This window comes from Desulfovibrio piger, assembly GCF_951793255.1.
Lineage (GTDB): Bacteria > Desulfobacterota > Desulfovibrionia > Desulfovibrionales > Desulfovibrionaceae > Desulfovibrio.
In genome coordinates, this window is sequence record NZ_OX636706.1 from 318,452 (window position 1) to 329,912 (window position 11,461).

The 11,461-nt window shown below is 66.3% G+C and carries 11 protein-coding genes; 8 read left to right on the forward strand and 3 right to left on the reverse strand.

What is annotated here, in order from left to right:
- Window positions 1-7 precede the first annotated feature (7 nt).
- From Q4I12_RS01605 to Q4I12_RS01635, 7 genes are all read left to right on the forward strand, one after another.
- Window positions 8-832 carry a metallophosphoesterase gene (locus Q4I12_RS01605; RefSeq protein WP_302260228.1) on the forward strand — a complete coding sequence of 275 codons (825 nt, stop codon included), beginning with the start codon at window positions 8-10 and terminating at the stop codon, window positions 830-832.
- A gap of 508 nt (window positions 833-1,340) precedes the next feature.
- A complete protein-coding gene (locus Q4I12_RS01610; RefSeq protein WP_297160043.1) occupies window positions 1,341-2,033 on the forward strand; it encodes a B3/B4 domain-containing protein in 693 nt (230 codons plus the stop codon).
- Window positions 2,034-2,149: 116 nt separating this feature from the next.
- The gene (locus Q4I12_RS01615) at window positions 2,150-3,514 is read left to right on the forward strand and encodes a phosphohexomutase domain-containing protein (RefSeq protein WP_297160041.1); all 1,365 of its coding nucleotides are present in this window, start codon (window positions 2,150-2,152) and stop codon (window positions 3,512-3,514) included.
- Window positions 3,515-3,956: 442 nt separating this feature from the next.
- Window positions 3,957-4,826, forward strand: coding sequence for a DMT family transporter (locus tag Q4I12_RS01620; RefSeq protein ID WP_204626336.1), 870 nt, complete (start codon window positions 3,957-3,959; stop codon window positions 4,824-4,826).
- A gap of 289 nt (window positions 4,827-5,115) precedes the next feature.
- On the forward strand, window positions 5,116-5,739 hold the full coding sequence (locus Q4I12_RS01625) for a flavodoxin family protein (protein ID WP_168935392.1): 624 nt from the start codon (window positions 5,116-5,118) through the stop codon (window positions 5,737-5,739).
- A 234-nt stretch (window positions 5,740-5,973) separates the two neighbouring features.
- A complete protein-coding gene (locus Q4I12_RS01630; protein WP_204675242.1) occupies window positions 5,974-6,291 on the forward strand; it encodes a DMT family transporter in 318 nt (105 codons plus the stop codon).
- A gap of 189 nt (window positions 6,292-6,480) precedes the next feature.
- Window positions 6,481-7,404, forward strand: coding sequence for a LysR family transcriptional regulator (locus Q4I12_RS01635; protein WP_302260235.1), 924 nt, complete (start codon window positions 6,481-6,483; stop codon window positions 7,402-7,404).
- Between the two features lie 12 nt (window positions 7,405-7,416).
- Here the strand turns inward: Q4I12_RS01635 and Q4I12_RS01640 are convergent, their stop codons facing one another.
- A complete protein-coding gene (locus Q4I12_RS01640) occupies window positions 7,417-7,806 on the reverse strand; it encodes a fluoride efflux transporter FluC (RefSeq protein WP_367891465.1) in 390 nt (129 codons plus the stop codon).
- 343 nt (window positions 7,807-8,149) lie between these two features.
- On the opposite strand from Q4I12_RS01640, the gene Q4I12_RS01645 reads away from it, so the two are divergent.
- Complete coding sequence (locus tag Q4I12_RS01645; RefSeq protein WP_302260238.1) at window positions 8,150-8,872, forward strand: potassium channel family protein; 723 nt, start codon at window positions 8,150-8,152, stop codon at window positions 8,870-8,872.
- Window positions 8,873-8,998: 126 nt separating this feature from the next.
- On the opposite strand, the gene Q4I12_RS01650 is transcribed toward Q4I12_RS01645, so the two are convergent.
- Window positions 8,999-10,138, reverse strand: coding sequence for an ABC transporter permease (locus Q4I12_RS01650; RefSeq protein ID WP_302260240.1), 1,140 nt, complete (start codon window positions 10,136-10,138; stop codon window positions 8,999-9,001).
- Entirely contained in the window at window positions 10,138-11,277 is a 1,140-nt protein-coding gene (locus Q4I12_RS01655; protein WP_302260241.1) for an ABC transporter permease, read from the reverse strand. Before Q4I12_RS01655 ends, Q4I12_RS01650 begins: the two co-directional genes overlap by 1 nt.
- Window positions 11,278-11,461 lie beyond the last annotated feature (184 nt).

An 11,461-nucleotide genomic window follows, 5' to 3' on the forward strand; every position in this document is an offset into this window, starting at 1 on the left:
TGTCATCATGGAAATCCTGCAAATATCGGACCTGCATCTGCGCGGCGACGGCAAGCTCTCCTTCCGCAAGGTGGACACGCCCGCCTGCCTGCGCACGGCGGCGGCCTATCTGCACGCCCTGAACCGCATGCCCGACGCCATCGTCATCACCGGCGACCTGGCCGACAGCGGTGACGAGCATGCCTACCACATGCTCTACGAGGCACTCGGCGACCTGCCCGTGCCCATCTACGCCGTGCCCGGCAACCATGACCGTCGTGACCGCATGCGTGCCATCCTCAAGGGCTGGGTGCCCGAAGAAAGCCCCGTGCCGCCGCGCGTCTGCCATTGCGTGGACATGGGCGAAGTGCGCCTGGTCATGCTGGACAGCATGGAGCCCGGTTCCCACAGCGGGCACTGTCCCGAAGCCATGGCCCGCTGGCTGGACGCCTGCCTGCAGGAAGACAGCAGCCGCCCGGCCCTGGTCTTCATGCATCATCCGCCCTTCATCACGGGCATGGGAGCCATGGACGAACCCTTCGAAGGCGCCGACCTGCTGCGTGACGTGCTGTCCCGCGCGCCCTGGGCCCGTCTGTGCTGCGGCCACATGCACCGCCCCATCTTCACTGCCTGGGCGCAGGGCCTGGCCCTGACCGTGCCTTCCATCTCCATGCAGATCGACCTCGACCTCAGCCCCCAGGGCGGCGACACCTTCCGTATGGAGATGCCCGGCTACATGCTGCACCACTGGGACGGCAGCCACCTCAACAGCCACGTGTGCCAGATCCCCGCCGATGTGGACTTCTCCGGTCCCCATCCCTTCGCGGATTCCGTCAACCCCGTGGAAGACTGATACCAGGACGGCAGGCTCAGGCCTGCCGTCTTCTTTTTCCTTCATGTCCACACAGCGCCGTCCGCACAACTCCGGCGCCGTGCGTCACCTTCAACAGGAGCATCCCCGCCGGATGCTCCTTTTTTTGTCCGCCTCTCCACACCAGCCCGCACGGAGAAGGGAGCGCAGACAGGACAGGCCCGCCAAAAGCGGAAAACGCGCACAAGATCCGTCAACGCCCAGTTTTCCTGCCCTTGCCTTTCGCACAGGGCCGGGCCCTCTCCTGCGGTTGCACCATATTTTCCCGAAAACGCGCCTGCCGGACCGTCCCTTTCCGGCTCCCGCCTCCGGGAAGCCCGATCCTTCCGCTCCGGCCCCGCCCCTCCGGCTTGAGGCCGCTGTCGCCCCGTGCTAAAATCAGCTTTTGTCCCTGCCCTGCCGCAGGGACCGGCGCGCCGGCACGTCCCCGCGCTTCCGCGTCCACCGTGCCGGCCGGTGACGCCGTACAGACTCTGCCAAGGATCATCCCGTGAGCGATTCTCCTTTTACCCGTCCCGTCATCCGTCCCGATGCCGACATCCTCGCCCGTGTGCCCGGCCTCTGCCTGGGCTGTCTCGTCCATGAAGTGGAGGTCGAACCCAGCCGCCCCGACTGTCAGGACTATCTGGACAACGAGCTGGCCCCCCGTCTCGTGGCCCGCATGGAAGGCGAGCCCCTGGCCCAGTGGCCCAACCTGGGGCCCTCGCGTGCGGGCTGCAAGGCCTGCGGCAAGGACCCCGGCCGCTACCGCATCTCTTCCGAGGCCCTGTACCGCCGCCTCAAGCAGGGCAAGGGACTGTACGCCATCAACAGCGTGGTGGACGCCAACAACATCGCCTCGCTGGAGACGGGCTTTTCCCTGGGCAGCTACACGCTTGCCAATCTTCGGGGCGACATCACCTTCCGCCGCGGCCTGCCGGGCGAGACCTACGAAGGTATCGGCAAGGGCGGCCTCAATCTGGAGAACCTGCCCCTGCTGGCCGATGCGCTGGGCCCCTTCGGCAGCCCTGTCAGCGATTCCACCCGCGCTCTGGTGGATGAACGGACGCGCGTCTGTCTGACCATCATCTACGGTTTTGACGGAGCGGCCCCCGTGGAAGAGGCGCTGCGCATCAGCGCCGCCGCCTTCGCCCGCTTCTGCCGCTGCCGTCCCCTGTGCGATCCCTGGTGCGTCCAGGGCTAGGACATCTCCGGCAGCCGCAACGGCTCCCAAACGCCGTTTGCCTGCGCCGGACGATTTTACCCTTCTTACCGGAAGGCCCCCGTCACGGGCCGTACCGGCCCCCTCAAGGAGCCCCCATGACCGATCTTTCCTGCTTCAAGGCCTATGACATCCGCGGCAAGGTGCCCGATCCCCTGTCCCCCGAGCTGGCCTTTGCCCTGGGCCGCGCCGTGGCCGAACATTTTGCCGCCCGGCGCGTCGTCCTCGGCTACGATGCCCGTCTGAGCGGCCCGGTGCTGCACGCCGCGCTGGCCGCGGGCCTGCATCAGGCCGGGGCCCGGGTCTTCAGCTTGGGCATGTGCGGTACCGAGGAGATCTACGATGCCGCCGCCCGGCAGGACTTCGACGCCGGCATCATGATCACCGGCAGCCACAACCCGGCCGACGAGAACGGCTTCAAACTGGTGCTGCGCGGCGCCCGGCCCGTGAGCGGCGATTCCGGTCTGCACGATCTGCGCGACCGCGTGGCGGCCCAGCTGGCCGCGGGCGTGAACCTGCCTGCGGACGAAGCCCCGGTGACGCCGGTCAGCTTCCGGCAGGAGTACGTCCGCCGCATCCTGGACTACACCGGCGCCGCCGCGCAAAAGCCCCTCAGGATCGTGGCCGACGCGGGCAACGGCTGTGCCGGTCTGCTGCTCAGGGAGCTGGCCCCGCACCTGCCGCACGAATTCATCTTCTGCCAGATGGAGCCCGACGGCACCTTCCCCAACGGGGTGCCCAATCCCCTGCTGCCCGAAAAGCGCGCCGCCACGGCCCGGGCCGTGCGCGAACACAAGGCCGACCTGGGCATCGCCTGGGACGGCGACTTTGACCGCTGCTTCTTCTACGACAACGAAGGCAACTTCATCGAAGGCTACTATCTGGTGGGCCTGCTGGCTTCCGAGCTGCTGCCCCGCTTCCCCGGTGCCAGGATCATCTACGATACCCGCGTCTACTGGAACACCCGCGAACTCATCCAGGCGGGCGGCGGCATCCCCGTCATGGGCAAGACGGGCCATGCCTTCATGAAGGAACGCATGCGCGCCGAAGATGCCGTCTATGGCGGCGAGATGAGCGCCCACCACTACTTCCGCGACTTTGCCTACTGTGATTCCGGCATGCTGCCCTGGCTGCTGGTCATCGCGGCCATGCAGCGCCACGGCAAGCCCCTGGCCGAGCTGGTGCGCGAACGCATGGACGCCTGGCCCTGCAGCGGCGAGATCAACCGCCGCGTGGCCGACGCCCCGGCCCTGATGCGCAAGATCCGCGACCACTACGCCCCCGCCGCCACCTATGAAGACGCCATCGACGGCGTCAACCTGGAGTTCGGCGACTGGCGCTTCAACCTGCGCATGTCCAACACCGAGCCCCTGCTGCGCCTCAACGTGGAGAGCCGTGCGGACAGGGCCCTGCTGGAAGAAAAGACCGCCGAGCTGCTGGCCCTTATCGACGCCGGTCTGTGATTTGGGATGGGCGAGGGGAGGAGGGGCCCTTTTTGAAAAAAGGTCTCCCTCCTCCCCTCGCGCTCCCCTCCTCCTGCCAAAAACATTTGCTCTGGTCACCGGCAGGACAGAGAAGAAGCGACGGGGAGCACACGGCTGCCGGTCTCCCGGTGATACGCAAGAGGGTTTTCCCATGTCTGCCGCCGCAATTGCCGCCATGCCGGTCTCCCGGTGATACGGAGAAAATGCCTGCCGGCCGCTTTCGGCCTGCGTGACGGCACAAAGGGCTGCAACACGATGACAGCGCCTGCGAGGCAGCGACGGAGACCATCGGGTCAGACCCAAAGAAGGTTTTTTCGGGGTGGGGGAGAGTTTGAGAGGGGGAGGGGCAGTTTTTGCCCCAAAAACGCCCTCCCCCTCTCAAGCCCTGTCGAACAGAAAACGAACCACAGGGAACCACGTCATGGAAAAAAGCAAACTGGCCGCCGCCATGTTCATCGTGGGCAGCATCGGCCTCTTCGTCCACTACATCCCGCTGCCCCCGGCGGTCATCGCCTGTGCCCGGGCCGTCATCGGCACCCTCTTCCTGCTGCTGGTGCTGCGCCTGAAAAAAACGCCCCTGCACGGTCAGGCCATCCGCAAGAATGCCCTCTGCCTCCTGCTCTCCGGCGCGGCCCTGGGCTTCAACTGGATCTTCCTTTTCGAGGCCTTCCGCCATACGGGCATCGCCGTGGCCACGCTCTGCTATTACATGGCGCCGGTCTTCGTCATCCTGCTCTCGCCCCTGGTGCTCGGCGAACGCCTGACCCGCCGCAAGATCGTCTGCACCCTGCTGGCCGTGCTGGGGGCCGTGTGCATCTCCGGCGTGTTCACCGGCAGCCGGCAGGACCCGCGCGGCATCGCCTTCGGGCTGGCGGCCGCCCTGCTCTACTGTTCCCTCATCCTCCTCAACAAGCGTCTGCGCGGGCTGGATACGCTGGAGACCACCTTCTGCCAGCTCTGCACCGCCGCCCTGGTCATGCTGCCCTATGTGCTGCTGGGCGGACATCTGCACGGTCTTGCTCCCGCGCCCTCCACGCTCTTCCTGCTGCTGGTGGTGGGCATCGTCCACACGGGCCTGGTCTATATCCTGTTCTTCTCGGCTGTGGGCCGTCTCCCGGCCCAGACCACGGCCGTACTCAGCTATGTGGATCCCGTCACCGCCATCCTGCTGGCCACCCTCTTCCTGCACCAGCCCTTCGGCCCGGCGGAACTGTGCGGCACCGTCCTCATCCTGGGCGCCACGCTGGCCAACGAACTGCCGGGGAACAGGACGGCCGAGGCCCAATCCTAAAGCATGGACGGGTGCCGGGGAATGCGTGTGCAGCCCCGGCCAGCGTTCGCGCGAAAGCACAGCGGCCCGACATGCCGGGATGCGGCCGCCTGCCTTGTATCCTGTTGCAGAAAACCGTCTGCCGCGGGCTGCCCATGCGGAGCGGCCTCGCCGGGGCACCAAAGGCCGTGCCGGATCCTCTCCCTTTTTTGCCGCATCCTGCCCGCCCCCTTTACTCCCGGCGGGCAGTCCTTATCTGTAGGGTCCCGGCGCGTCGGCGACCGGGTGTTTTCAACCAAGGAGTATCCCCATGCAGGTCCTGCTCATCAACGGCAGTCCCCATCCCAAGGGCAGCACGGCCACGGCCCTGGCCACTGTGGCCCAGCAACTGGAAAAGGCCGGTATCGAGACCACCACGCTTCACGTGGGCCACAAGGCCATCCGCGGCTGTATCGCCTGCGGCAAGTGTGCCCGGACCGGCCTGTGCGTCTTCAAGGACGATCCGGTCAACGAATGCGTCGAACGCATGCGTGAGGCCGACGGTCTGGTGGTGGGCTCGCCCGTCTATTATGCCGGGCCCAATGCCAGCCTGTGCGCCCTGCTGGACCGCATGTTCTACATGAAGTCCGCCCCCTACGCCTTCAAGCCCGCGGCCGCTGTGGTGAGCTGTCGTCGCGGCGGGGCCAGCGCTTCCTTCGACCGCCTCAACAAGTATTTCACCATCGCCCGCATGCCCGTGGTCTCCTCCCAGTACTGGAACTCCATCCACGGCAACAATGCGGAAGAAGCCGTGCAGGATGCCGAGGGCCTGCAGATCATGCGTACCCTGGGCGACAACATGGCCTGGCTGCTGCACTGCATCGAGGCCGGCCGCAAGGCGGGCATCACCCCGCCTGCCGTGGAACCCTGGCAGCCTACCAACTTCATCCGCTAGACTGGCCGGGCGACACCCGCACGAGGCATCCGGCGGCACTGCCATGCCCCTGTGCGCCCTGCCCATCAGGCCATAAAAAAGAGGCCCTTTGCGGGCCTCTTTTTTATGGCAGCCTGAAAGCCGCGCTTTACGCTCGTGCAAGACTCCTTCTGCCGTCCCGTGCTACAAAGGCGGGATCGTCCCTTCCGGGACGCGGACCATCAGCACCACATTTTCGTGGAAGGAGGAAGCAGGATGAACGCATGGCTGCTCCTGATACTGGCAGGACTGTGCGAGATAGGCTGGCCGCTGGGCCTCAAATGGGCGCAATCGGGCCTGTGGCGTCTGCCCGGATTCATCATGGCGGGCGTCTGCATGCTCGTCAGCGGCGCCCTGCTCTTCATGGCCCAGAAGCACATCCCCATCGGGACGGCCTACGCCGTCTGGACAGGCATAGGCGCGGCCGGTACCTTTCTGGCCGGGGCCCTGCTTTTCGGCGACCCCGTGCAGCCGCTGCGGCTTGCGGGCATCGCGCTCATCATCGCGGGCGTGGCCCTGCTCAAGCTGGCCTGAGTGTCGGCACATGGAATGGACGGGAAAGGGGCGGACGCCTGAAGGGACCGGCTGTCCGGCATCGGGAAGAGGCCCCGCCCGGTAAAGGATGCGGCAGGGACAACGGCGGGAACGCCGGAGGGTACGGGCGGCGGCATGGCTCCGGCCCTCTGTCCCAAGGCCGGAATGCCCTGTCTGCGGGAGGCACACATGATCATCACCACGGAACGCCTGCACTATCTTTGGGCCGTGGCCGAAACCGGCTCCTTCTCGGCCGCCGGACGCCGTCTGGGCGTGAGCGGCGCGGCCGTGCAGCAGGTCATCCGGCATTTCGAGCAAGATCTGGACGCGCCCCTGTTCCGGCGCAGCCCGGGCCGCAGTCCGGTGCTGACCGACCTGGGGCGGCAATTCTACTTCCACGCCCTGGACATCATCCCGCGCCTGGAGGGGCTGGAGAACCTGGCCGCCACACGGGGCCAGGGGCAGGAAGGGCAGCTGCGCATCGGCCTGCACGGCTTCGTCATGTTCCCGGAGGTGCGGGCCGCGCTGGTGGAACTGCAACAGGCCTTCCCGCTGCTGGAGATATTCCTGTATGACGGCGAGGATTCCGTCCTGCATTGCGACAAGCTGCGCCAGCTGGACAGCAGCGCCCGCCATACGGTGGACATCCTGCTGGCCCCGGCGCGCCTGCGCTACGATCACGGCGGCCAGTCGGTCATGGCCGGGCGCATCATCTGGCGCGTGGTGGCCGCTGCCGACCATCCCCTGAGCCGCATCCGGGGCAGTCTTTCCCTGGACGACCTGTTGCGGCACCGCCAGCTCCTGCCCCTACCGGGCGTCATCAGTTCCGATGCCTTTTACGACAGTTTCCGCCTCAGCAGCCATCTGGTGCATTACAGCCAGTTCTACCAGTTGCAGGAGATGCTGCTGGCGGGCATGGGCTTTGCGGTCTTCCCGGCCCAGCTGGCCCGCCCTTTTGTGGAACAGGGGCGCCTCAAGCTGCTGGAACTGGACTTTGACGACGGCATCAGCGCCACCGCGGTGGAGCTGGCCTGGGTCGAGCCCCTGGGCACGGCCGGTCGCTGGCTGGTGGAACGCCTGCGCGAGCTGCCGCCGGAGGAAGGGGGGCGCTGAACCGCGCCGGGCCTACCAGTGCTTGCCCACGGTCATGCCCAGGAAAAGGGCCGCGAAGCCCAGGATGGTCTGGGCGCCGATATTGAACAGCAGCAGGGCCAGACGGGTCTGCCCCAGGGCGAAGGAATCGAAGATCAGGGACGAGAAGGTGGTGAACGACCCCATGAAGCCCACCAGGATGATCAGGCGCACCGTGTCCGAGATGAGCAGGCGCACCGCGGCCAGCTCCCAGATCAGCCCGAACAGGAAGCAGCCCAGCACGTTGACCACAAAGGTCCCCAGCGGATACTGCCGCCCCACCAGCGTGTTGGCCAGTTCCGAAACACCGTAGCGTGCCAGGGCCCCCGCCCCGCCCGCCAGAAAAAGAAGGCCGCAATTGCGCAGCGCCGTCACATCCATCATCATCCTCCATCATGATCGCAGGCCGGTGGGCCGTATCCGACGCCGCCGCGCCCATCCGCAGCAGGCAGACCTTTGCGGCAACGCGCTGACGTCCGCCGCGTCCCGGGCGCACGTCCCCCGCAGCAAGGCAGCGGCGGCTTAAAAATGTCAGACGACCGGGCTTTGCAATCCCGCGCTTCTGCTTTAGGGTCAGCTGTGGAGCGATGCCCGGCAACATCCGGTCCCTGCCTGCGATGCCACGCCCCAACAGAGACGTGGTCCACGCCGCCGCTCCGCTGTCTGCCGCCCCGGCAGGCCATGATCCACATGTTCCCGTACTGAAGCCGTCTGACCGGGAGGTCCCATGTTCCCCTTGCTGCACGGACGCCGCTGGTGGCATTTTCGCCGTTTTGAGGGTTTGCTGCTTTCCCTCGCCTGCATGTTCCTGCTGAATATCATTTTTCCCGGAAAAATCTATGGCGGCACGGCCCAGGCCTGCTACCTGCCCCTGCAACTGCTGGCCGGGATCAATCTGTACGGCCGCCTCCGGCCGGGCTTCTGGGCGGCGGCCCTGACGGCCGCAGGCATCCTGGCCCTGCATCCCTTCCAGGCGCTGTCCTCCATGCCCCGGGCGCTCCAGTTCAGCCTGCTTTTGCTGCACGGTCTGTTCTTCTTCATCATCCTGCTGGAAGTCTTCATCCAGCTTTACCGCGCCCAGACGCACCGCCTGCATCTGGATGCCCGGCAGACCCTTTGCGCGGGCCTTTCCGGCCTGCTGCTCATCGGCTACAGCGGCTTTTTCCTCTTCCTGCTGCTGGAGAACTTCCAGCCCGGTTCCTTCCGGGGCCCCGATCCCGGCGGTGTGAGCCTGCAGGATCTTTTCTCCTTCAGTTACATCAGCCTCATGACCATCGGCTACGGCGACATCACGCCCGTCTCCTGGGCCGCGCGCAATGCCACCGTGCTGGTGTCCCTGTCCGCCAACATCTACTCGCTGGTGGTCATCGCCTCCATCGTGGGCCGCACCTTTGCCAGCCGCCCCGGCCAGAAGGCGGACAAGGAGCCCGCCCCCAAAGAAAACCCGTAGCGGTACCACAGGGATACTTCCGCCATCCATGTTCCGTACGAAAAAGAAGGGCGTCGTTCCCACCCCGCAGCGCACGACGGACTACAGCACACACCTTCCCCTGCCGCCGTGCCCCGTCACAAGGCGCTACACGCGGCGGCGGAACATCCACACCGCCACGCAGACGCAGACCACGGTGATGGCGCAGATCTTGAGCAGGCTCACCGAAGCGGCCTCGAAGGTGATGTCACGCAGGAACACGCCCTGCACCAGGGTGGTGAAATGGCGGATGGGGTTGAGCTGGCTGCCGTGCTGCAAAAACATGGGCATGTTGATGACCGGTGTCACGGCCCCGGAAAGCAGGATGCAGGGCACGCCTACGGTGAAGGCGCCCAGAAAGGCCTGCTGCTGGGTGGAGGACAGGGAAGAGATCATCAGGCCGATGCCGCCCGCCGCCAGCGAGAAGATGAAGATGGCCACGTAAAGCAGCACGACGGAGCCCGTGAAGGGCACGCCGAAACCGAAGACCGAGACCAGCAAAAAGATGGTGCCGTGGGCCAGCCCCACCACGCAGCCGGGGATGAGCTTGGCAAGGGCGATCTCGGTGGGTGTGGCCGGCGAGACCAGCAGCTGGTCGAAGGTGCCCGCCTCGCGCTCGCGGGCGATGGACAGGCCCGTCACCACCAGCCCCAGCATGAAGCTCAGCATGCCGATGAGGTTGGGCAGGAAGAACCACTGGAACTCGAAATTGGGGTTGAACCAGCTGCGCTGCCGGATGTCCAGGCTGCCGCCGCCCGCCAGCGCGGCCTGCCTCCCCAGCGGTGTCTGCACGGCCACCTCGGCCAGCATGACCTGCACATAGTAGGCCGCTATCTGGGCCGCGTTGGAACGCCTGCCGTCCAGCAGCAGCTGCACGGTCACGGGCTCGCCGCGGGCGGCCCTGCGGGAGAATTCCGCATCGAAGACCATGACGAACAGGGCCTTTTCCTGCTCGATGGCCGGGCGCACCTCCTGCTGCCCGCGCAGGAAGAACACATGCCGGAAGGTGGGCGAGCCCTCCAGACGGCGCACGATCTCCCGGCTCAGAGGGCCTTCGTCATGGTCGAGCACGGCCACGTCCACATTGCGCACTTCCATGGTGGCGGCCCAGCCGAACACGATGATCTGCATGAGCGGCGGCACGATGAGCAGCATGCGGGAGATGGGATTGCAGAACAGGACCAGCAGTTCCTTGCGCACGATGGCCAGCATGCGCCGGATATGGAGCAGGAAGGCATCGCGCAGCATCAGACATCCAGCCTTTTGACCAGCTTTTTATAGACCAGCCCCAGCATGAGCAGGGCCAGCAGGCTCATGGCCCCCAGACAGGGCCAGAACAGCTCCCAGACGTCCCCGGTCAGGAAGAGCGTCCGCAAACAGGTATTGAAGTAACGGGCCGGCACCAGATGGGTGATGGCCTGCAGGACGGGCGGCATGCTGTTGATGTCGAACACGAAGCCCGACAGCAGCAGGGCGGGCAAAAAGCCGGAAAAAAGCCCGGCCTCGGCGGCCTGCAACTGGCTGTGCAGGCTCACGGAGATGAGCAGGCCCTGCCCCAGGGCGCAGAGCATGAATACCGAGGAGATGAACAGCAGCGCCCCCACCGAGCCCCGGTAAGGCACGCCGAACAGGGTCACGGCGGCCAGCGCGCACAGGCCCATGCTGAACATTCCTATGCAGTAATAGGGGATGAGCTTGCCGAGCAGCACCTGCCAGCGGCTCACGGGCGTGGCCAGCATGGCCTCCATGGTGCCGCGCTCCCACTCGCGGGCAAAGACCAGCGAGGTCAGCAGGGTACCGATGAGCGTCATGATGACCGTGATGGCTCCGGGTACCAGAAAGCGCTCGCTCTTGGCCGTGGGATTGTACCAGTAGCGCTCCTCTATGCTCACCGGGCCGGCCTGCGGCACCCCGCCCGCCTGCCGGGCCCCCTGCCAGCGCAGCAGCACGGCCTGCGCATAGCTCTGGATGAAGCGGGCCACGTTGGGCTCGGTACCGTCCACGATGAGCTGCACGTCCGCCGTCGTGCCCCGGTCCAGGTGGGCGTCGAACTGCTGGCCCAGCACCAGGATGCCCTGCACGGAGGATTCGCGCATCAGGCGCTCGCCCTCGCGCATATGGCTGATGGAACGGATGACGAAGTGCGGCGAATGGGCAAAGTCCGTCAGCAGGGCCCGCGAATGCTGGCCGCCGCTCTGGTTGAGCACGGCCAGCTGCAATACGCCCGCGTCCAGGGTGATGCCGTAGCCGAAGAGCAGCAGGAACAGCAGGGGCAGCACACCGGCCACCAGATAGGACGAGGGGTCCCGCACGATCTGCTGGAACTCCTTGCCCACCAGGGCCAGCAATTGCCGCACCCAGAGGCGGCGTGACAGACGTTCTTGCATCAGTATTCCCTCTCCCGGCCTGCCGTTGCAGACGCCATCTTTCCTATCCGCTTTCCCGTCCCGCATCCCTGCCGCCCCGGCGCAAGATTCCGGCCCCCTGCCCTGCCGGTCAGGGCCAGCGCAGGGCCGCGGCCGTCAAACGGCAAGGCAGCGCGGCCGTCAAAGCAAGGCGGGGAAGCTGGAG

Excerpts from the sequence above, each read along its gene's own strand:
- Q4I12_RS01640 (WP_367891465.1), bottom strand. The coding sequence starts at position 7,806 with ATGATGGATGTGACGGCGCTGCGCAATTGCGGCCTTCTTTTTCTGGCG.
- Q4I12_RS01620 (WP_204626336.1), top strand. The coding sequence starts at position 3,957 with ATGGAAAAAAGCAAACTGGCCGCCGCCATGTTCATCGTGGGCAGCATC.
- Q4I12_RS01645 (WP_302260238.1), top strand. The coding sequence starts at position 8,150 with ATGTTCCCCTTGCTGCACGGACGCCGCTGGTGGCATTTTCGCCGTTTT.
- Q4I12_RS01615 (WP_297160041.1), top strand. The coding sequence starts at position 2,150 with ATGACCGATCTTTCCTGCTTCAAGGCCTATGACATCCGCGGCAAGGTG.
- Q4I12_RS01635 (WP_302260235.1), top strand. The coding sequence starts at position 6,481 with ATGATCATCACCACGGAACGCCTGCACTATCTTTGGGCCGTGGCCGAA.
- Q4I12_RS01625 (WP_168935392.1), top strand. The coding sequence starts at position 5,116 with ATGCAGGTCCTGCTCATCAACGGCAGTCCCCATCCCAAGGGCAGCACG.
- Q4I12_RS01630 (WP_204675242.1), top strand. The coding sequence starts at position 5,974 with ATGAACGCATGGCTGCTCCTGATACTGGCAGGACTGTGCGAGATAGGC.
- Q4I12_RS01650 (WP_302260240.1), bottom strand. The coding sequence starts at position 10,138 with ATGCTGCGCGATGCCTTCCTGCTCCATATCCGGCGCATGCTGGCCATC.
- Q4I12_RS01655 (WP_302260241.1), bottom strand. The coding sequence starts at position 11,277 with ATGCAAGAACGTCTGTCACGCCGCCTCTGGGTGCGGCAATTGCTGGCC.
- Q4I12_RS01605 (WP_302260228.1), top strand. The coding sequence starts at position 8 with ATGGAAATCCTGCAAATATCGGACCTGCATCTGCGCGGCGACGGCAAG.